The following is a 21753-nucleotide window of genomic DNA, read 5'->3' as shown; positions in this document are numbered from 1 at the left end:
GTTTTGCTGATTAGCTCTGCCTTAAATTGAGATCGAGCAGTGTTTTGCTTGGTTCTCCTCCAATTTCCCGTGCAAGTTTAGGCACGAGATACCCAGATACTTTGCTCAATAATTGTTGTATCAATTGCCGAGCTTCAATATCGCTGACGAGAAAGTGGGCCGCACCTTGCACTTTATCCAATACGTGTAGGTAGTAAGGTAAGATCCCAACATCAAATAAGGCATTACTCAAATTCATCAGTGCCGTTACGTTATCATTGACTTGTCGCAGTAAAACACTTTGATTTAATAATGTTACACCTGCTTTTTTGAGCTTTTGCATTGAGTTCGCTAATGCTTTGTCTATCTCATTAGCGTGGTTGATATGCGTCACCATAACCACTTGTAAGCGTGAGCGTGCTAGTCTTTCGCACAAGGTATCTGTGATACGCTCAGGGATCACAACAGGCAAACGTGTATGAATTCTCAAACGGGTGATATGGGGAATTTCTTCCAATTGGCTTATCAACCAATCGAGTTCATGGTCTTTTGCCATTAATGGATCACCTCCAGAGAAGATGATTTCATTGAGTTCGGTGTGGTTTTTTATATAATCCACAGCCATCAACCAGTTATTTTTATTTCCTTTGTTATCTTCATAAGGAAAATGCCGGCGAAAACAGTAGCGACAGTTCACTGCACAGCCACCTTTAACGAGCAGTAATGCGCGGTTGTGGTATTTATGCAGTAAACTTGGGATCTCATTATCCTGCTCTTCCAGCGGGTCGGTAGAAAAACCAGGATGGACATCAAACTCGGCTTTTGCGGTTAATACCTGCAATAACAGCGGGTCTAGTGGATCGCCTTTTTTCATTCGTGAGATAAATGGCATTGGGACACGCAACGGAAATAATTGACGTGCCTCACGGCCTTCTTGCGAAGCAAGATGATTTTCCAAGTTCAGTATTTGCAGCAATTCATCAGGATTAGTGATTGCTTCAGCAAGTTGTTGTATCCAGACTTCTCTGGATGAGGTATTTTGAGTTACAATATCGACCATTTTTTGGCTATGCCATTTTTAGTTTATAAATTAGAGGATCACCATGGCTACTTATAGTACCAATGAATTCCGCTCAGGTCTTAAAATCATGTTAGATGGCGAGCCTTGTGTCGTTTTAGAAAGCGAATTCGTAAAACCAGGTAAAGGTCAAGCGTTCGCACGTGTGCGTATCCGTAAACTGATTTCTAACAAACTGTTGGAAAAAACCTTTAAATCTACTGATTCTGTTGAAGGTGCAGATGTCATGGATATGAACTTAACTTACCTGTACAACGACGGTGAGTTCTGGCATTTCATGAACAACGAAACTTTCGAGCAGTTAGCCGCGGATGAAAAAACCGTTGGCGACAACGCAAAATGGTTAGTTGACCAAGCAGAATGTATTTTAACACTGTGGGACGGTCGTCCTATCGCGGTAACGCCACCTAACTTTGTTGAGTTAGAAATTACCGATACTGACCCAGGCCTGAAAGGTGATACCGCAGGTACAGGTGGAAAACCTGCAACACTGAGCACTGGCGCAGTTGTTAAGGTTCCTCTGTTTGTTCAGATCGGTGAAGTTATCCGTGTTGATACTCGCTCAGGCGAATACGTTTCACGCGTAAAATAACGGCGTATCCTATACGGAATCGTTAAAAATAAAAAGCCGTGGTCGAGTGCCACGGCTTTTTTTGCATCTTTTTCTGGCCTAACAGCACTTAAACCCACCTTTTCCGCCATAACGTGCATCTTGGCGCTCTTTAAAAAACTCCTCGTAAGTCATCGGAGTTTGATCGGGGTGAGTCCGCTGCATATGGGCGACGTAGTTGTCGTAGTCGGGAACGCCGACCATCATTTTTGCCGCTTGGCCGAGGTATCTCGCTGCTTTTCCTAAGTTTCCAAACATAAATCCTCGTCATATTTTGTGTTGTAGCGGTGTTGGCTTCGCTTGTTAACCCTAGTCACATACTTTGTGTATGCTCCTAGGGCTTAACAAGCTTGCCGCCTAGCTACAACGCAAACTATTTAGAGTATTTTGTGTTGTAGCTTCAATTATTTTGGAGAAAGAGCGTGTACCCGCAACATGAAAAACTTTTCCGCGAAAATCAATGATGGCGCGTATTTGCCACGATTTCCTCGTAGTTGGCAGGCATTGGCTCGTATGGTACTTCATTCGCAGTTGGTTGGTCAGATTTTAACGCCTTCAACGCAGTGCGGATGGAGAATAGAGCCAGTAATACCACGACAATCATAAAGAAAATCGTTAAGCCTGCATCTAAACGGTTATTGAAAATCAACTGTGTAAGCTGAGATTCGGTATATTGCACTGGAATATTGCCACTATCAATCATCGCTTGGAATTTATTCGCTACAGCTAAGAAACCAACGCGGGCATCTTCACTGAAGGTCTTTTCCCAGCCTGCCGTCATAGTACAAATCAGCAACCAAGCCGTTGGGACAAGGGCAACCCATGCATATTTTTGGCGCTTCATTTTGAACAGTACCACGGCACACAGCATTAACGCCATACCTGCCAGCATCTGGTTTGCGATACCAAAAAGCGGCCATAAGGTATTAATACCACCAAGTGGGTCGACAACACCTTGATGGAGGAAATATCCCCATGCGAGCACACACAATGCCGTTGCAATCAAGTTGGCAGGTAATGAATCAGTACGTTTCAAGGATGGAGACACCACTCCCAGTAAATCTTGTAGCATAAAACGTGCCGCTCGAGTTCCTGCATCCACCGCGGTTAAAATAAATAATGCTTCAAATAAGATGGCAAAGTGGTACCAGAACGCCACATTCATCAGACCACCAAGCGCCCCATGCAGAATATAGGCCATCCCAACAGCAAGCGTTGGCGCACCACCAGCACGGGAGATAATACTGGTTTCACCGACTTCATTGGCAATGGTGTTGAGCTGCTCTGGGGTGATTTGGAAGCCCCAACTGCTCACCACTTGTGCGGCAGAAGCGACCACATCTTCGGTGCCTGCTGGTGCCAACATTGCCATTGGACTGTTCATGGCGAAATACACACCAGGGTCAATCACACACGCTGCGACTAACGCCATGATGGCAACAAATGACTCCATTAACATACCGCCGTAGCCGATAAAACAAGCTTGGTTCTCATTCGCTAACATCTTCGGCGTAGTACCCGAAGAAATCAGTGCATGGAAGCCAGAAACAGCACCACAGGCAATAGTAATAAATAAGAATGGGAACAAATCTCCTGCCCATACAGGGCCTGTACCATCAATATATTTCGTGAGTGATGGCATTTGCAGGTTTGGGTTTAAAATTAAAATACCAATAGCGAGACCAATAATCGTCCCGATTTTTAGGAAGGTTGAAAGGTAATCACGCGGTGCAAGCAGCAACCAAACGGGCAAAACAGCGGCAACAAAGCCGTATCCAACTAACATCCACGTTAATTGTACGCCAGTATAGTCAAAGTACGGTGCCCATGTTTCACTTTCGGCAACCCATCCACCTGAAATAATAGCGAAAACAAGGAACACCAGCCCAATAATAGACACTTCACCAATGCGCCCTGGGCGAATATAACGGGTATAGATCCCCATAAAAATCGCCAGTGGAATAGTGAATGCGACGGTGTAGGTTCCCCATGGACTGTGAGTTAAGGCTTTTACTACGATCATCGCAAGTACTGCTAAAATGATCACCATGATCATAAAGCAGGCTATCAAAGCGAGAACACCTGCGGTATTGCCCATTTCTTCTTTGACTAACTCGCCGAGCGAACGTCCATCTCGGCGTGTCGAAACAAACAACACCATAAAGTCTTGTACGGCGCCTGCGAGTACGACTCCAGCAAGCAACCACAGCATACCAGGGAGGTAACCCATTTGCGCGGCAAGCACTGGACCGACTAAGGGGCCAGCGCCTGCAATCGCAGCAAAATGGTGACCAAATAACACTTTTTTATCTGTTGGAACGTAATCTAATCCATCATTATGACGAATTGCTGGTGTCATACGTGTTTCGTCAACTTGCAGGACTTTTTTCGCGATAAACAACCCATAATAACGGTACGCAATGAGATAAATACATACTGCTGCGACCACAATCCACAGCGCATTTATTTGTTCACCACGATATAAGGCGATGTAACCGAGTGAAAAAGCACCGAGCAGAGCGAGCACAATCCAAATAAATTGTTTACCCATAGTCATCCCCATCTGTTCAATGAATGATATCTGTTATTTATTTAAGTAAAACTGAGGAAGATATAGCGATAGTTAAGTTAAAGAAAAAGTAGCTAAAACGAGACACCTAATTGAAATTTTAGATAAATTCGATAATTGCAGTGAATATCACTAATCCAAGATCATTTATTGGATTTTATCTGGTTTTGAACTAGCGAATAGCTAGTGGTGTTGGTATTTATCTTATTTTTATTAATAATGCAATATTTTCATCTAAAAAAAGAGGTGGGAGAATAAAATGGAAACGAATGAGAGTGTTGATTACCGAAAGTTAAAAACCTTCGGTAATCAAATGAGTTATCTTAGGTGTGTCTTAAGCGTTGGATAATTTTTTTGCCAAAAAGCGTCGTAATAAGACCGAACATGATCAAAATTAAACCAGCGACTTGTATGCCATTAATATGCTCACCAAGGAATAATGCACTGCTGCTTAAACCGAACACTGGCACTAATAATGAAAACGGTGCAACACGCCATGCTTCATAGCGCCCGAGCAGTACACCCCATAGGCCGTAACCGACAAAAGTGGATAAATAAGCTAAATACAAAATCACTCCGAGCACAGGCCAATCAAAGCCTGTTAATCCGTCCACAATGGCATCTTCGCCCTCAAGTATCCACGAACTAATTAGGAAAGGAATAATGGGGATCAGCGCACTCCAACTGACGAGAGACAACGCACTGCATTTTTCTGCACCTTGATTTTGCATAATAATTCGGTTGGTAATATTACCACAAGCCCATGATAAACCAGCAATTAATGTGAATGCCAAACCGAGCATTGGAATATCATCTAACCCGCCTGCTGTCGCACCATTGGCTAACACCGTTAATCCTGCGATAGCGATAAACATGCCAATAAAATGGGTTGGTTGTAGCGTTTCCTTTAAAATCATGGCACCAAGTAATAAGGTAAAAAAGGCTTGAGATTGCAAAATAACGGAGGTGATCCCCGCAGGCATACCAACGCGGATAGCACAGAATAAAAAGGCAAATTGACCAAAGCTGATGGTTAACCCATACAATAATAACAATTTAAACGGAATTTTAGGCCGCTTGAAAATAAAAATGGCAGGAAAGGCAACAAAAACAAAGCGCAATGCCCCAAGGAGTAATGGCGGAAGCGCGGTCACACCGAGCTTGATAATGACAAAATTAACACCCCAAATAATGACCACACAGAGGGCAAGTAATATATCTTTGAAATTCATGCTAATTTCTCGATGGATAGGCTCGATAAGATTTTCTACTTTACCCTTGCTAAGGAGGGAGTGCGATATCAATGATGCTTATGAGCAAAAAACAGAATAAACAGGTTAAAAAAGGTCGCTAATTTATATTTATTTGTTATTTTTCGTTGCTTGAGTCTGTGCTGGTGAATGTTTATAATGAGGTACACATCACACGTATTCAGGACGACCTGGATCTCGTCATTCAATTATGGGGACGACCCCGAGTTATATACGGGAGCAACGACCATGGCATGGATCGTCCTTTTATTTGCAGGTTTACTCGAAGTGGTTTGGGCTGTAGGGTTAAAGTACGCCCATGGCTTTACACGCTTAACACCTAGTATTATTACAATTGTCGCGATTATCGCCAGTATGGGCTTATTAGCCTATGCTATGCGTGACTTACCTGTCGGAACGGCTTATGCAATTTGGACGGGGATTGGTGCTGTGGGTACGGCTATTGTTGGGATTATTTTCCTTGGTGAATCTGCGAATATGTTTCGTTTATTAAGCCTTGCGTTGATTATTACAGGGCTAATTGGCTTAAAAATATCGAGTTAGTTTTCAAATCAAGTATTATTTAATTAAAAATGAATAATAAGCGGGTGACAGAAAAAGTTACCCGCTTTATTTTTTGATATTTTTTGGGCATAAAGAAAACGGCTCTTTTGTTATTTTTCGTTATAACGAGATGGCCAAATTTCTGCAGGTTCCATACCTAAAAACTCTGCAATGATTCTTTCTCCCTTTGGCCAACGCCTTGATAGTGCATTGTTAAGTGTTGATGAATTTAGCCCTGCGGAACGCGATAATTCAGCAAGGGAAGAGTCTTTTTTCTTTATTGCCGCAATGATGTCAGCTGGGTGCCAATCTTGTTTCATAATATCTCCAGTGTTATTAGTTGAATAATGCTTGGTAGTTTTAAGAATAATATTACTGTATTTTTTATTTTCTTTTTTTAATACTATTATTAAATTATACTTTGAATGTTTTTTATTCTGTGATAGTGATATATATCCTTGGTTATTATTTTTTTTATTAACATTTAATTATATTAAAAGGAATTATTATGGATGTTAAGGGTGAACTCTTGGAAAAAACATGTTCAGGTTTAAAAAATACTTTTTCTAATTATTTTGATTGGAATGATATTGACTTGTCTTTTTCAAAAGTAGATATTTTAAATAGGCAGGTTTATACTACATCGAGTAATTATGATTGGGTTCTGATGTATTGGGATGCGGATTTGGATAAAGTGATTGGTGAGCGGCTATCGACAGGGATACAGTATTGGAGTAACTACTCAAAAGAATATATGAACACCTTATTAAGAACAGATAAGTGTAAACTAAAAGTGGATTTTTGTGCTAAATATGGAAGTGTATATGAAATTACGTCAATTAATTCTAAACGAAAGTTATCGATAAAAGATATAATGGCAATATATAAATGCCGACCTATTATTTCTGATTATACTCACGGAGTATGGAAACAAAATGATGAAAATTATTTACCATTAAGAAGTCGTTTAGATATACCAATAGAAGGTAAGAACAGTATTAATGACTTAGAAAGTGAAATTTTAGATATTCACCAGTATATGCGTTTTGGAAATATTCGCTTTACTCGAAAAGAAATTATTACAATAAGAATGCTTCTATCTCATTGTAAAATAAAGGAAATTAGCTATGCACAGGGATGTTCAGAGGTGTGTGAACACAAACGAATTCAAAGGATTAAAGAGAAACTTTCTTGCCCTCATGCTTCTTCAAGTGGCTTATTTAGTGCATTAAAAGAAAATGGAATTACACTCGCCTGCTTAGAAACTTTAGTCAATTATCCTTAATTTTCAATGTATAAGATAGCTGATGTATGAAATTCTAGGGATGATAAGGATAAAAAGATGAAATGGAAATTCAGGTTTGGTGCCGTCGCAGGTAATGCACTCGAATACTATGATATTGCTGTTTTTGCTGCAATATCAACTTATTTGAGCGCTGAGCTAACAAAGTTAGGTTATGAGCAAGCGACAGAAATGGTTTGGGGGATATTTGCACTGCGTTTTTTAATACGGCCTTTAGGCGGATATATTATAGGGCGCTATGCAGATACGGTTGGGAAAAAACCTGCCTTAATATTAACAAGCTTAATTACAGGTATTGCAACATTAATGATGGCTATATTACCTATTGAACTATTAGGTAACTATACACCAGTTGCTATATTAATATTACAACTCGCTTTGTCATTTAGTTTTGCAGGGGAGTATCCGTCTTTAATTACCTACTTATTTAAAGATGCACATATTAGAGAGCAAGCAAGAGTTTCGTCTATTATTGTCGGTAGTTCTTTGCTTGGTGTTATTGCTTCTTTAGGCATTGTTTTGGTGTTAAAAAATACGCTGAATGAAGATATGATGCAATCAATAGGTTGGCGAATTCCCTTATTCATAGGGGTTGCAAATATCTTAATGAGTTTTTGGTTTAGGTTTAATCTTCCAAATTATCAAGTGATTTCTAAAGATAAACAATCAATTAATTGGAAGAATGTGTTTTGGGTGTTTTTATTCACAATTCCTGGAACTGTTACATTTTATTCTCAAAACCTATCAACATCATTGATAATAGAGCAATTAAAGATTGAAGAAATAAAAAACTATTACGCAATTTTATCGTCAAGTTTACTTTTACTCCTCATGTTAATATGTGGTTGGCTAACGGATAAATACAGCTCAGCTAAGCAGGTCTTTAATATTGGCGTCATATTAATGGTTTTCTGTTCTGCACCGCTTTATCTCATATTGCAAACGAATAACTTATTACTCGTACTAATAGCTCAACTACTAATGTCTGTTTATTCAGCAATGATATTGTGTAATTTATCAGCAGTTCTCATCAGTAAGTCAAATGGGCAGGCGGCAATTTTAGGCATTGGTTATAATGGCGCTTCAGCTTCTCTTGGAGGGATCACGCCTTTAATTGTCAGTTACCTTAGCCAATATCACTTAGCTTACGTTGGGGCATTTATCGCTGTTTGTGGGTTATCGTATTTTATTTCCTATTTACTACCAAAGCACGCTCATACTTAGCTTTTTCTCCATTCATCCCCTCGTTCAATGAGCTGAATGAGGGGATGCGCACTATTTTTTAGAGTAACAAAACCGCTACAAGACCCATGCAGTCCGGGCACCGACAGTGGTACTTTTATGCAATCGAGTATGGCTAAGGCAAAATGCATCAATGCCTGCGCTATGTTGTGAATACCACGCACCACCGCGCATTAAGGCGCGTTCACCATAGTTACGCAGATAGATTTGATCATCTGATTGTTTAATTTTGTAAGGGGCGAGACCCAATATCTTCAATAAAGTCGGAATTTGTTCACCCTCGGTCGTTCCAACCAATCGAAACGGGCTATCTAACAGGCCCAGTGGGTAGCCTGAATCCATTGGCTCACCATTAAAATGATGGATCTGTGTCGAGATTATCGGGGTGCCAGCATTGCCATCAAGTTTGGCTATTGGTGAATCATATTTTGCACTTGATGGGCTATTAGGGGGGATTAACTCACCACTACTCATATCAATAGCTCGCCAATCTAACAATGCGTCATCAAGATGAATAGCGGCATCATTATTTTTTATGATTTGAATTTCTCCCGCGACTAGGCGTGCACCTGTTTGCCACTCCCAAAGGTTACCGACCAAATCGCTTATCCCTGAAAGTTGGTGATTATGGTACCAGCTTTCCCATTGTGCATTAGTTGGGGTTGTCGGGGTGCCTTGCAAACCGCCAGTCGCTAGCCCGTCAATTCGTGGAATAAATTCATCATGGTTAAAATAATTACGGCCGTAATCCGTATTACCATGAATAAGGTTATTGTGTTGATTAGTTAAGGCTGAGATGGCACTCCACTCTGCGTTAGTACTGATATGGCAGCCTTTACCTGATTGTTGCGCTAATGATTGAAATTGCGCTAAATCTAAATTGCATGCGGGTGATTGGTTGGGTTGGCTAACTAATTCATCATCTCGCAAACTTGCGCTGTAACAGGCGTAGAAAAAGGCATCAATAGGGCGCTCATGAATGATAAAAGCTGGATGGATACCAGTGCCTAAAGAGGGGGAAATGTCTTGTAAATCAAACTGGGGTACGATGAAGACATAGTTCGGCTGGCCTTTAGGGCTGTAAATAATGGTTCGTTGCCCATGGCTTTGTTTTTCAACTTGGGTTCGTAGTGGATCAGGGGAATAAATTGTGGTCATCATAATCCTCTGTTTTAAAGGGAAACCCAGTAGCCTTCTTGCCACTTGATGGGTAAGAACTGTTCAGTAAAATCTTTGAAAACCGTATTAACATCCAGATCAGGGAATATGCTAGGGTGTAACCAAGTCGCAAATTTTAGAGCGGCAATAAAGCCAAATGGGCTGTCGTAAAAAGTGTGCCAAATAGCATGAACATGCTGCTGTTTGACTGCATGCAATGTTTTAAAGGCATTACGCTGCATTAAAATTTTAAGCCTTTGTTTTGCTAGCGGTAAATCTGCACCAGGGCCTAATCCTACCCAATTGCCTTTCGGGTTATAGCCACTCCAATCGGTGCCGGTGACAATCACCATTTGAGCTTGGGTGTGAATAATCGTCTCTTGGTTTAGAACACCATATGTTCCATGAATGTATTGGTTAGCAATATTCTCTCCACCCGCAAACGAGAGAAACTGACCAAAATTTCCGTCTCCGTAGGCTAAGCAACACTCTTCAGTAAAACCTGCTGCACGCTCAAGGAGTACTTTTGGCCTTATAGGATTTGCATTAGCGAGGCGAGTATTTACATTATCTAGTTGTGTTTTAATAAATCGATTGATGCGATGAGCCCTTTCTTGTAAACCAAAGACTTTCCCCATAATCGCAATGCTTTTCGGCGTATTGGTGAGTGGGTCAACACTCATATCAAGGGCAATAACAGGGACATTAGCGCGCAGTAAAAGCATAAGAAGCCCATTGGCTTGTAGACCCGAAAATGTGCCCGTTGTCGTGAAAATAATGTCAGGTTTGAGCTCCAAAATCGTTTCCAAATTAGCTTGCGCCCCGCCGATCGCGGGGAGGTGGGGTAATTGTTCAATCTTAGGAAACGCCGTACAGTATTGTTGGTAACTACGCAAATCAGCAGTACGAAAGTTACTGGGAACAGCGACAAGTTTCTCCACAAAATTGGGTATTCCCAATGTGGCAAAGAGAAAAATCAGTGATGGGTCAGCCAAATAAATTTTCTGTGCATTTTCTGGGTAAGCAATAGTGCGTCCAAGGATGTCTGTCACCTTGGGCATTGCGGCTGCGACAACTGGGCAAGGCATTGCACTTAACGTCGCCATTGCTAACCCTGCCTTAATCAAATTCCTTTTAGAACTTTCCATAAGTTGCTTACCTATTGAATTAAAAGTAGTAATTAAGTGTGGCAAGTAACGTTCTATTCGTGCCAATACTGCAATAGGTGGAACTGGTACAGCTGGCAACGTAGGATTTATTGGTGACATTACTGACAGTTAACCCCAATTCCATACCCGTGAGTTCAGGGGCTAATGCATCCATTTGGTACCTTGCGCTAATATCGCCAAGCCAGACTGCTGGTACTTTAAATGTGTTGGTGTTGTCACCCCATGTTTCGCCGAGATAACGCACGCCAACGCCGACTAAAGCGCCTTCGAGGTAAGGGGAGTGAAAACGGTAGTCAACCCATGCGGAGCCGCTGTGTTTAGGGACTTGAACAGGGTGCTTATTTAAGACTGAAAGGTCTTGGCTTTCGGTGATTTTATTATCAGTAAAGGCATAGCTCACCATGACATTCACTGACGGTGTTAATGCTATACGGCTTTCAAAATCAACCCCACGAGAGCGAATTTTCCCTGTTTGATTATAGTAATCTGGATTTAGCGGGTTATGGGTGGTGACATTTTTTTGTTCTAACTCATACGCTGCAACGCTTGCCATGAGGTTATCCGATTGGTATTTAAGCCCCACTTCGGCTTGTTTTGATTCGGTTGGGATAAAGGATTTTCCATCCGCATCTGTCCCTAAAACGGGGTCAAAGCTATCGGAAAAACTGATCCATGGCGAAAAGCCATTTTCAAAAGCATAGGTTAGCCCAACGCGTTGGCTCCAAGCGGAAGTGTCATTTTTTTGCGTTGTGTGAGAGAGGTTATTATCAGTATCTAAATAAGACCAATCATAGCGTCCACTGAGGATCAAATCCCATTGTTGCCAACTAAGTTGGTCTTGTAGATAAACCCCATAACGATCAAAACGTTGGGTTGTTGATGTGCGGGAAACGGGGTAAGGTTTAAATTCAGGATGATGAGGTTTCACCCATGGATCGAAACTGACGGTTTGCGAGCCCCACCAGTCTTTATCCAGCTTTCCAGTTTGAAAATCAAACCCAGTGAGTAACTCGTGGCGAATATCGCCAGTTTTAACTTTATAAACCAGTTGGTTATCAGCAACAAAGGTTTTGGATTTGCTTGGTGAATCTTGGTAAACCGCGGTGAGTAACCGATCCCCCGCTAAGAAGCCGCGCGTGAAGTCTCGTTTAATGTGGGTATCTACATCAGAGTAGCGCATATTTTGTTTCAGTGTGACGGACGAGCTGACTTGGTAGTCAACTAATGAGGTCACTGACCACTGTGTACGTGTGGATTTTTCATGTTTGGGGTCACTGTAGTTTTGAGTGAAATCCAGCTTTCCATTTGGGTTCGGTAGCAAGCCAATTGCTTGAGCAGGCAAGGTATTATAGTGGCCAATGTGTGGATCATGTTGATATTGGCTTAAGACTGTCCAATTGAGTTTTTCATTGGGTTGCCATGTGATAGAAGGGGCCAGTAAGTAGCGAGATTGCTTCGAGGAATTCACTTGTGAATCCGTTGATAGCGCTAATCCATTCATTCTATATAGCAATGTTTCATCGTCATTCATGGCTCCAGTGGTATCAAATTTGACGGCATTGTTATCAAAATTGCCTTTTTGGAACTGAATTTGATGTGATTCATTGGCACTTGGGCGGCGTGATTGCATATTGATAACCCCCCCAGCTCCTCCTTGACCATACAGTGCAGATGACGGCCCATGAACGGCTTCGATACTATTGAGTGTCCATGAATCAACTTGCGGCCCCCAGATCCCACTGTTGCCGATAACCCGTAATCCATCCAAGTAATAATCTGCATCGAAACCACGAATTTTTGAAAAATCGATACCGCCACCAAAGGCGCCAAATTTTTCACTGGTTACGCCTGCGCTGTAGCGTAAGGCTTGGCTGATTGATTCAGAAGGCAAAGTATCCATTTGCTCGCGTTTAATCACCGAAACAAATTGCGGCGTTTCCAATAAGGTGGCTGAGCTTTTTGTGGCAGTAGATTGAGTTTTACTGGCATAGCCAATAGGTTCTTGGCCTTGGTTTTCTGCGGCAGTGACGACCAAGACGTCTGTTTTGGGCTTTGCATTTGCGGTATTTGAGCAAATCAGGGCGCAGACCAATAAACTTAGGGTGGAAAGCGTGTAGGTTCGATGAGTAAATTTATGCATGCAATTTTAGCCAATAAAGTAAAAGAGAAATTTTATGGCGTTAGCATAGATCGTCGACCGACCATCAGTCAATCTAATTAATAATCATTTGCATTTAATATTGAAGAAAGGGATTCGTAGGGTGAGTGAGAAATTATTTATCGTATTGATATTAAAAATAAATATGACAGCGTTCGAAATATTTTTTTGTGTGAGATTAAAACAACGCGAGCTCGTCTGGGCGATTCACTCGCTGTATTTTTTATTTAATCAGTTGGCTAAATCGCTTATACAAAATTTCGCCTAAATTTTGTTGAGTATATTCATGGCTATTGGCGAGGTTGTCCACGGCGGCATGCATAGAGTGGTAAATCATGGTGGCAAGAAGGTCTGGAGGAAGGGCTGACCATTCTTGGTTTTTTTCGCCAAGGGTTAAAATTGCTTTGATTTGCAGGACTGCGCGCGTTTCATGGTCATTACTGCGACCGTGATATTCATCATGAAACAGCATGTCATGAACCTGTTGTTTTTCAACGTAATATTTGACACTGTTTTCGCACCAAGACTGGAGTTTATGCGCCGCACTTTTTTGCAGGGCGAGCGCGTCATCAATATTTCCTAAATACCAATCCATATAGCGAGTGCGTAAGGCTTCCATGATGTCATTTTTTGACTGGAAGTAGTGGTAAAACGTCCCTTTCGCCACATCCGCAGAGCGCACAATTTCACTGACAGTTGTGTTGACAAACCCTTTAGACAGAAAGAGCTCTTCCGCTGCATTCATCAGGTCATCAAGCCGTTCTTCTGCAGGTTTTGTTCTTGGCTTCTTAGGTGGTTGTGTCATTGGGTTTGTCTCTTAATGTCTTGTTCTAAAAAACAGTAGGAATAATGCATCATAGCATTGAAAGGCGATGTGTTAAAAGTTAGTCCATTGAAAGTATGGCCTTCTTGGTTCTATAGGTTACTTTTTGCTGAAAAAGTAAATAAGCGATGATCAAAAATAAATACATTAACGCCCCAATTAACCACACCCAGCCATCCCAAAACGATAATGTTTGGCCATAAATAAAGCTAAACAACAGTGGGCCAACGACGCCTGTGGCATTGGTTAAACTGACAAGAATACCTTGTAGTTTACCTTGGTTTTCTTGGCTCACTTGCGTAGACATTAGCCCTTGAAGTGCAGGAAGGGCGATGCTGCCCCCGGCTAGCAGAATTAGCGTTGGGTAAATCATCCAGCCTTGTGTGAGCAGTGATAAAATCAAAAATGCGCAGCCATCTACCATGAAGCCCAGTAAAATCGTTGTTTTTTCATTAAATTTCTTAGCAATTGCCCCTGCAACGAATGCTTGAAATAACGCATGCATCACACCAAGCCCCGCTAAAGATAATCCGACTTCCATACTGCCCCATTGAAAGCGGCTTTCGGTAAATAATACCCAAGTAGTGGCAGGGATCTGCCCAATGAGCTGTGCCATAAAAAAGACGAAAAGCAGCAGGATGATTGGTTTTATTATTTGCATAAAGGGAATTGGCGACGGTTGATCTTCATGCTGATCATCCTGTACGGCGGTCTTACGTTGATCTTTAAAAATAACCCAAATCACCACAAAAGAGCATGCATTTAAGACCGCCGCAATCACAAAAGGCAAGTGAGGAGATAACTGCCCAGCAAAACCGCCAATTGCAGGGCCAGCGATTAAACCCACGCCAAACGCAGCCCCTAAACGACCAAACCACTTGGTACGTTGTTGTGGCAGTGTATGGTCGGCAATAACAGAAGCGGCGACCGCACCTGTTGCACCGGTGATCCCTGAAATTAGGCGGCCTAAATACAGCATCCATAGTGAACTGGATAAAGCCAACAAAGTGTAGTCCAGCGCTGCCCCTGCAAGGGAGACCAACAAGATGGGTCTGCGGCCGAATTTATCAGACCATTTGCCAAGTATTGGAGCAAAAAAGACCTGCATGATGGCATATAAAGCCAACAAGATGCCGTAATGATTTGCCAAGTGTTCTATGGAGACATATTCACGGAGTAAGGCTGGTAAAACTGGCATGATCAACCCGATCCCCATCGCATCAAGGGCGGTGATCGTTAACGCGGTAATCGCAAATTTATTCATGGTTTTTTCTCTATCAGTGATAGATTTGGAATATATCCCTATCAGTGATAGAGTGTCAATGAAAAAATAAGGAGATGCTCATGGCGCGATTAAACAAAGAGACCATTATTACCGCTGCATTAGACTTACTAAATGAAGTGGGGATGGAAGGGGTAACAACACGAAAGTTAGCTCAAAAGCTTGGTGTAGAGCAGCCAACGTTGTACTGGCATGTGAAAAATAAGCGGGCTTTGTTGGATGAATTATCCGTTGAAATGCTAAAGCGCCATCATGACCACCCATTGCCAAAAGACAGTGAGACATGGCAGGAATTTTTGCGAAATAATGCGTTAAGCTTCCGTCGAGCGCTATTGAGCTACCGAGATGGGGCAAAAGTACATCTAGGGACTCGGCCTAGTGCGGAGCAATATTTCACGGTAGAAACCCAGCTGCAATTTATGGTGGATAACGGCTTTTCATTAAAAACGGGTTTGTATGCGATTAGTGCAGTGGGGCATTTTACATTGGGAAGCGTACTTGAGCAGCAAGAACATCGTGCTGCACAGGGAGAGAGAGAACAGAACGATGAGAATGTAATGCCTCCATTGTTACAATCTGCTATCCAAATTATGGATAATGATGATGGAACTGACGCATTTTTATTTGGTTTAGATGCGTTAATTCAAGGCCTTAAACCTTAAGTGTTAAGGTATGGCAAATAAATGTAGAGCCATACCTTAAACTGGGGAAAACTATTTAGAGCATTGCTTATCTATTTGGCGTTTTCTATCGACTGCTTTTTGTGCCGTTTGCATCGCCAATTGTTGGTCTGCTTGCATTCTTTTTGCGAATGCTTCAGGGTCATTACCCACTAACTCATAGAACAATTTATACTCAAGTGGTGCAACACACTTACATTTTTTCTCAACAGCCGCTTGTTGCTTTGCCCGTTTTTTATCTACTGAAGATTGTGCTTCCCCTGCCATGGGCAAATAACTGTAGGTGTTTGTGCTGACACATTCATTATAGAAATCTTTTTCGGTTGGCATTTCATTAGCACTTTCATTTCCCGTAGAAAACGAATTGGCATGGGCGGGTAATATTATGACTCCAGAAAGAAACAGCGAAATAAATAATCCTTTAAATTTCATTTTATTTTCTCTTACCATGAGTGATATAAAAATAGAGACGGTTAGTCTCTAACTTGTTTAAGTAAATATGATTAGTTTAACTTATTGATTTAAATTGGATAAATTAAGTTTTTATTATCCTTTACTTATCATAACAAGCCGATTTTTTATAACAACTAAGGTTAGTCTGAATTAAAATAAACACTATTTTAGAACAGGTAATATCTATTTTTGCGTAGTTTAAGGGTTATTTTCTATTAAATTTCATGATTAAACTTTAATTTCCTAGCCATAAAAAATACCCCATCGTTTTCACGTATGGGGTATTGGTTCGTTTTTAGATTATTGCGTGATTACAAGGTAAATACACCAATCAGGGCAATAACACTAATGATTGCAGACCCACCATAGAAAACCCATTTTGTCGCTGGGACATGGATTTTAAAATCGTGCAGTGTGTGGTGGATACGGTGCATACCACACCAAACTGGCAGGATAATCATCAGTAATAAGAAAACACGGCCGATAAAGCTTTGGCTAAATGCCATAATACGCTCATAGCTCAGCATTTCTGGTGCAACACCCAGTGGAATTAAAATTCCTAACAGAATGATGATAGCAGGGCCAATTACGGCGCTCCACATACCACCTGCACCAAATAATCCCCAGAAAATCGGCTCATCGGAACGTTTAGGCGTTAGATTCATCAGATTCTCCTTAGATTAAAATAACAATGCGATAGCTAAGATTGCTGCGGTAACAACAATCGTGAGAGCCCAGAAGCCTTTAACGATAGGCTCATCAGACATTTTCTTATCTTTCACAATAATACTGACGGCCTTTGGTGCAAGGTTGAACCACGTTGTGGTGTGCAGCAATGTAGCAGCCAGTGTAATAATGTTAATGATAAGAATGATTGGGTTACTTAAGAACCCAACAAAGCCAGCCCATGATTCAGGACCGCTTTTTAGCGCAAATACCCCATACAGGACTAAAATACTGAACCAGACCTGAAGGACTGAGGTGCTTTCACGCATGATGTAAAAGCGGTAGAAACCCAGCTTTTGCCACCAGTCGCCCTTCATTTCTCTGACATAGGGTTTACGTTTTGTAGTCATGACTTCAATTCTCCTTATCGTGGCTTCAGCATGGCGATAACAAAGTCTTGCGCGCTGGCAACTTTTCCTTGCTGAATAGCGCCAGCAGGGTCGACATGCTTAGGACAGACTTCAGAACAGTAGCCTACAAACGTACAGCTCCAGACACCATTGTCACCATTTAATAAGGTCATGCGCTCTTTCGCACCATGGTCTCGGTTATCTAAATTGTAGCGCTCTGCCAATGTGATTGCTGCTGGGCCGATGAACTCTGGGTTCAGTCCAAACTGTGGGCAAGCTGCATAGCACAGACCACAGTTGATACAGCCTGAGAACTGATGGTATTTGGCCATCTGTGCAGGCGTTTGTTTGTTTGGACCCTCAGAAGGTTTACGATCATTACCGATGATGTACGGTTTGATGGCTTCTAAACGCTCAATAAAGTGGGTCATATCGACAACAAGGTCGCGCTCGATTGGGAAGTTACCTAATGGCTCAACTTTCATACCTTGCGGGTATTCACGCAGGAATGTTTTACACGCCAGTTTAGGCACTTTATCGACCATCATACCGCAAGAACCACAAATCGCCATACGACAAGACCAACGGTAAGACAGGTCTGGAGCGAGGTTATCTTTGATATAGCCTAATGCATCTAACAAAGAAGTTTGCTCGTCGTAAGGGACATCATACGTCACCAAATGGGGCTCACTATCCGTTTCCGGATTGTAACGCATGATCTCCATTTTTAGGTGTTTCATATCATCCATTAGCTTGCTCCTTCTTTGCCTTATCTTGAGCTTCAGCTTCGGCACCGTAAACACGTTTAGCTGGCTGAGATTTCGTGATTTTCACATCACTGTATTCTAAACGAGGGGAGCCCTCTGGGTTATAGAATGCCAAAGTATGTTTAAGGAAATTCACATCATCACGCTCAGTGCAGCCTTCGTCCAGACGTTGGTGAGCACCACGTGATTCTTTTCGGTTAATTGCAGAGTGAGCCATACATTCCGCCACATCAAGGCCAAAGCCTAATTCAATGGTATACAGTAGGTCAGTGTTAAAGACGCTGCTATGGTCAGTAATTTCGACGTGTTTAAAGCGTTCTTTCAGTTCGGCAATCTTATCAACGGTTTTTTGCATTAACTCAGGTGTACGGTAGATACCGCAACCTTCTTCCATTGAAATACCCATTTCATCGCGAATTTTCGACCAGCTCTCTTTCCCTTTCTGGTTCATGAGTTTTTGCAGGTCATTTTCGATATCGCGGGTACGTGCTTCAATGGCGCTGGCATTTGCAGGGGTTGCTTCGGCGGCATGGCGTGCAGCTTCTTCACCCGCTAAACGACCAAATACCACCAGTTCTGCCAGTGAGTTAGAACCTAAACGGTTTGCACCGTGCAAGCCAACAGAAGAACACTCACCCACTGCAAATAGGCCTTTAATGCGTGTTTCAGTGCGTTGATCTGTTTCGATACCACCCATGGTGTAGTGAGCGGTTGGGCGGACAGGAATTGGGTCTGTTACTGGGTCAACGCCCACGTAAGCTTTCGCTAATTCACAAATGAACGGTAAACGCTCATGGAGTTTTTCTGCCCCCAGATGGCGAAGATCCAGATACACAACATCACCACGGTGTGTGCTAATGGTGCGTCCTGCACGCCATTCGTGCCAGAAAGCTTGAGAAACTTTGTCACGAGGACCGAGTTCCATATACTTGTTTTCTGGTTTACCAAGTGGTGTCTCAGGGCCCATTCCGTAGTCTTGCAGGTAACGGTAGCCATCTTTGTTAACCAGAATACCACCTTCACCACGACAACCTTCGGTCATTAAGATACCTGAACCTGGTAATCCAGTTGGGTGATATTGAACAAATTCCATATCGCGCAGTGGTACGCCATGGCGGAATGCCATACCCATACCATCACCAGTTACAATACCACCATTGGTGTTATAACGATAAACACGGCCTGCACCACCCGTCGCCATCACGATCGCATTTGCACGAATTTGAACTTTCGTACCTTCCATCATGTTAAGTGCAACGAGTCCACGAGCTTGACCTTCATCAACAATGATATCGAGAACAAAATGCTCATCAAAACGTTGAATTTGAGGGTATTTTAATGATGTCTGGAAGAGTGTATGGAGCATGTGGAAGCCGGTTTTATCGGCAGCGAACCATGTGCGCTCAATTTTCATCCCACCGAAGCGGCGAACGTTAACTGAACCATCTGGTTTACGGCTCCACGGGCAACCCCATAATTCGAGTTGGGTCATCTCTGTTGGGCAATGTTCGACGAAATAATCGACGACATCTTGCTCACACAGCCAATCCCCACCTGCGACAGTATCATTAAAATGATAGTCATAGGAGTCATGAGCCTGAGTAACTGCGGCTGATCCTCCCTCTGCTGCCACGGTGTGGCTACGCATTGGGTATACTTTTGAGACCAGAGCAATCTTGATATTGGGATTTGCTTCAGCGGCAGCAATCGCTGCACGTAAGCCTGCGCCCCCGGCCCCGATAATCGCTAAATCGGCATTGAAGGTTTGCACTGCGCTTCTCCATTGTTCAAGTGTAAATTGATAAATTCTTTTAAATACTTTTGATAATTAGCTAGGTCATTTTCAATTCAACCTAATGTCAAATTGTCAAATCTCTCTTTTTTAATAGTAAATAATATAATAGCTAATAATGACTTATCGTGCTGTGAATTATAACGAATAGTCCAAGAGATAAATTTGATATAGAGGGGGGTTTTGGGTGAATTTACCCACGAAATGTGAGGTGGGTCATCTTTTTATAAAATGTTTTTACAATGAGAGTATTTTTAGCGTGTTAAGAATGAATAAAAAGAAATTTCAAATGATTATCATTATTTTTACATAAAAAGGCAGGATTAAAAACCAAGTAAACTAGTCGGATTTTATTCAAAGTAAGAGGATAATACTGTTATTTGCTGTGAAGATTTTAATTCATCTCGAATATTAAATTGGGACTTGCTTCACTCTTTATTTAAATACACTTTTTTATTTTTTAATTTCTCTATTTTAACGTATTGAGAAAGCGAATTGTTTCATTTTTTTGTTAACAGCTTTGTCACATAATATAAGTAATAATCATGTTTTCCCTCGCATAAACCCAGACGTTTAACATGACCTTACGACGTTATTTTTAGGTAAAAGCCCCGTTATCTGTAAAGGTTTGCTTAATCGAGTAAAGCCGAGGATAATCATGCCATCTTTACTCACCCTTAGTATGAAGAAGCCTGATTATTTCTTGATGGTGTTTTGCACTAGATAAATGTGCTTTTAAGCATACGAATGCATTGTGCGTCGTCCGAGAGGTGAGTACACTGCACGACTAAGTTTATTTTGGAGTCATCTTAATGAGTGATATAGCGAATTGGCAGCCAACCGCCCCCATCGCTAACCTGTTACAGCGTGCAAAAATTATTGCTGAAATCAGACGTTTTTTTACTGATCGCTGTGTACTAGAGGTCGAAACCCCCGCAATGAGTCAGGCTACTGTGACTGACTTTCACCTAGTGCCATTTGAAACACGTTTTGTGGGCCCAGGCGCTGCGCAAGGCATCAATCTTTACTTGATGACCAGTCCTGAATACCATATGAAACGCTTACTTGCTGCTGGCAGTGGGCCGATATATCAGCTTGGCAAAAGCTTTCGTAATGAAGAAGCGGGTAGGCACCACAATCCAGAATTTACGATGCTGGAGTGGTATCGCCCACACTTTGATATGTATCGCTTAATTAATGAGGTGGATGACTTATTGCAACAAGTGCTGGAATGTGAAAGTGCAGAGCTTCTTTCCTACCAACAGGCTTTTTTACGCCATTTAGATATCGACCCGTTATCCGCAGAAAAAAGTGAACTGCGCGAAGTGGCGGCACGCCTTGATTTAAGCAATATAGCTGCTCATGAAGAAGATAAAGATACGCTTTTACAGCTGCTGTTTACGATGGGAGTTGAGCCACATATTGGTAAAGAAAAGCCCGCTGTTGTGTATCACTTCCCTGCCACTCAAGCTTCTTTAGCGGTGATTAGCACTGAAGACCATCGCGTCGCAGAACGTTTTGAAGTGTATTATAAAGGTATGGAGTTGGCTAATGGCTTCCATGAATTGACGGATGCGAGCGAACAGCGCCAACGTTTTGAACAAGATAACCGTAAGCGTGCAGCGATGGGGCTATCTGTTCAACCGATTGATGAACATTTATTAGCGGCATTAGAACATGGATTGCCTGATTGCTCGGGTGTTGCTGTCGGGGTTGATCGCTTGATTATGATTGCGTTAAATGCTGAAAGGATCAGTGATGTGATTGCTTTTCCTGTCACGATTGCATAACGCTTATCAA

General features: G+C 42.0%; 21 protein-coding genes. 6 read left to right on the top strand and 15 right to left on the bottom strand.

The genetic code is table 11. The features are described 5' to 3' along the window. Window positions 1-10: 10 nt before the first annotated feature. The gene (gene epmB, locus M1F05_RS17995) at window positions 11-1039 is read right to left on the bottom strand and encodes an EF-P beta-lysylation protein EpmB (protein ID WP_206083467.1); all 1029 of its coding nucleotides are present in this window, start codon (window positions 1037-1039) and stop codon (window positions 11-13) included. Between the two features lie 43 nt (window positions 1040-1082). Here epmB and efp point away from each other — a divergent pair, with 43 nt between their 5' ends. Further along, the gene (gene efp, locus M1F05_RS17990) at window positions 1083-1649 is read left to right on the top strand and encodes an elongation factor P (protein WP_004258667.1); all 567 of its coding nucleotides are present in this window, start codon (window positions 1083-1085) and stop codon (window positions 1647-1649) included. A 78-nt stretch (window positions 1650-1727) separates the two neighbouring features. On the opposite strand, the gene M1F05_RS17985 is transcribed toward efp, so the two are convergent. From M1F05_RS17985 to M1F05_RS17975, 3 genes are all read right to left on the bottom strand, one after another. Then, window positions 1728-1925 carry a YbdD/YjiX family protein gene (locus M1F05_RS17985; RefSeq protein WP_206083468.1) on the bottom strand — a complete coding sequence of 66 codons (198 nt, stop codon included), beginning with the start codon at window positions 1923-1925 and terminating at the stop codon, window positions 1728-1730. A 199-nt stretch (window positions 1926-2124) separates the two neighbouring features. After that, window positions 2125-4218, bottom strand: coding sequence for a pyruvate/proton symporter CstA (gene cstA / locus M1F05_RS17980; RefSeq protein ID WP_206083469.1), 2094 nt, complete (start codon window positions 4216-4218; stop codon window positions 2125-2127). A gap of 341 nt (window positions 4219-4559) precedes the next feature. Next, window positions 4560-5468: an EamA family transporter gene (locus M1F05_RS17975; RefSeq protein ID WP_206083470.1), complete on the bottom strand. Its 909-nt coding sequence runs from the start codon at window positions 5466-5468 to the stop codon at window positions 4560-4562. Window positions 5469-5735: 267 nt separating this feature from the next. On the opposite strand from M1F05_RS17975, the gene sugE reads away from it, so the two are divergent. Further along, window positions 5736-6050: a quaternary ammonium compound efflux SMR transporter SugE gene (sugE, locus tag M1F05_RS17970; protein ID WP_206083471.1), complete on the top strand. Its 315-nt coding sequence runs from the start codon at window positions 5736-5738 to the stop codon at window positions 6048-6050. 110 nt (window positions 6051-6160) lie between these two features. Here the strand turns inward: sugE and M1F05_RS17965 are convergent, their stop codons facing one another. Continuing rightward, the gene (locus M1F05_RS17965) at window positions 6161-6370 is read right to left on the bottom strand and encodes a helix-turn-helix domain-containing protein (protein WP_206083472.1); all 210 of its coding nucleotides are present in this window, start codon (window positions 6368-6370) and stop codon (window positions 6161-6163) included. Between the two features lie 188 nt (window positions 6371-6558). On the opposite strand from M1F05_RS17965, the gene M1F05_RS17960 reads away from it, so the two are divergent. Beyond that, window positions 6559-7335, top strand: coding sequence for a hypothetical protein (locus M1F05_RS17960; protein WP_206083473.1), 777 nt, complete (start codon window positions 6559-6561; stop codon window positions 7333-7335). 57 nt (window positions 7336-7392) lie between these two features. Beyond that, complete coding sequence (locus M1F05_RS17955; RefSeq protein ID WP_206083474.1) at window positions 7393-8577, top strand: MFS transporter; 1185 nt, start codon at window positions 7393-7395, stop codon at window positions 8575-8577. Between the two features lie 75 nt (window positions 8578-8652). Here the strand turns inward: M1F05_RS17955 and M1F05_RS17950 are convergent, their stop codons facing one another. From M1F05_RS17950 to tet, 5 genes are all read right to left on the bottom strand, one after another. Next, window positions 8653-9753 carry a hypothetical protein gene (locus tag M1F05_RS17950; RefSeq protein ID WP_206083475.1) on the bottom strand — a complete coding sequence of 367 codons (1101 nt, stop codon included), beginning with the start codon at window positions 9751-9753 and terminating at the stop codon, window positions 8653-8655. Between the two features lie 14 nt (window positions 9754-9767). After that, a complete protein-coding gene (locus M1F05_RS17945; RefSeq protein WP_206083476.1) occupies window positions 9768-10901 on the bottom strand; it encodes an ABC transporter substrate-binding protein in 1134 nt (377 codons plus the stop codon). Between the two features lie 19 nt (window positions 10902-10920). Further along, window positions 10921-13062, bottom strand: a complete 2142-nt coding sequence (locus tag M1F05_RS17940; protein ID WP_206083477.1) for a TonB-dependent siderophore receptor — start codon at window positions 13060-13062, stop codon at window positions 10921-10923. A gap of 241 nt (window positions 13063-13303) precedes the next feature. Then, window positions 13304-13885 carry a TetR/AcrR family transcriptional regulator gene (locus M1F05_RS17935; protein ID WP_206083478.1) on the bottom strand — a complete coding sequence of 194 codons (582 nt, stop codon included), beginning with the start codon at window positions 13883-13885 and terminating at the stop codon, window positions 13304-13306. 79 nt (window positions 13886-13964) lie between these two features. Beyond that, on the bottom strand, window positions 13965-15167 hold the full coding sequence (gene tet / locus M1F05_RS17930; protein ID WP_206083479.1) for a Tet(A)/Tet(B)/Tet(C) family tetracycline efflux MFS transporter: 1203 nt from the start codon (window positions 15165-15167) through the stop codon (window positions 13965-13967). Between the two features lie 80 nt (window positions 15168-15247). Here tet and tetR point away from each other — a divergent pair, with 80 nt between their 5' ends. After that, on the top strand, window positions 15248-15847 hold the full coding sequence (tetR, locus tag M1F05_RS17925) for a tetracycline resistance transcriptional repressor TetR (RefSeq protein WP_206083480.1): 600 nt from the start codon (window positions 15248-15250) through the stop codon (window positions 15845-15847). 51 nt (window positions 15848-15898) lie between these two features. Here tetR and M1F05_RS17920 read toward each other — a convergent pair whose 3' ends face one another. From M1F05_RS17920 to frdA, 5 genes are all read right to left on the bottom strand, one after another. Then, on the bottom strand, window positions 15899-16297 hold the full coding sequence (locus M1F05_RS17920; protein ID WP_206083481.1) for a hypothetical protein: 399 nt from the start codon (window positions 16295-16297) through the stop codon (window positions 15899-15901). Window positions 16298-16629: 332 nt separating this feature from the next. Next, complete coding sequence (frdD, locus tag M1F05_RS17915; RefSeq protein ID WP_206083482.1) at window positions 16630-16983, bottom strand: fumarate reductase subunit FrdD; 354 nt, start codon at window positions 16981-16983, stop codon at window positions 16630-16632. Window positions 16984-16998: 15 nt separating this feature from the next. Continuing rightward, window positions 16999-17394, bottom strand: coding sequence for a fumarate reductase subunit FrdC (frdC, locus tag M1F05_RS17910; RefSeq protein ID WP_004258617.1), 396 nt, complete (start codon window positions 17392-17394; stop codon window positions 16999-17001). 14 nt (window positions 17395-17408) lie between these two features. Beyond that, the gene (locus tag M1F05_RS17905; protein WP_004258616.1) at window positions 17409-18143 is read right to left on the bottom strand and encodes a succinate dehydrogenase/fumarate reductase iron-sulfur subunit; all 735 of its coding nucleotides are present in this window, start codon (window positions 18141-18143) and stop codon (window positions 17409-17411) included. Next, window positions 18136-19932: a fumarate reductase (quinol) flavoprotein subunit gene (frdA, locus tag M1F05_RS17900; RefSeq protein ID WP_206083483.1), complete on the bottom strand. Its 1797-nt coding sequence runs from the start codon at window positions 19930-19932 to the stop codon at window positions 18136-18138. Before frdA ends, M1F05_RS17905 begins: the two co-directional genes overlap by 8 nt. A gap of 833 nt (window positions 19933-20765) precedes the next feature. On the opposite strand from frdA, the gene epmA reads away from it, so the two are divergent. After that, window positions 20766-21743: an elongation factor P--(R)-beta-lysine ligase gene (epmA, locus tag M1F05_RS17895; protein WP_206083484.1), complete on the top strand. Its 978-nt coding sequence runs from the start codon at window positions 20766-20768 to the stop codon at window positions 21741-21743. Window positions 21744-21753 lie beyond the last annotated feature (10 nt).

Source organism: Providencia sp. PROV252 (genome assembly GCF_033676005.1).
GTDB classification, from domain to species: Bacteria; Pseudomonadota; Gammaproteobacteria; order Enterobacterales; family Enterobacteriaceae; genus Providencia; species Providencia vermicola.
The sequence above is the reverse complement of the archived record's forward strand: the minus strand, read 5'-3'. Positions and strand labels throughout refer to the sequence as shown.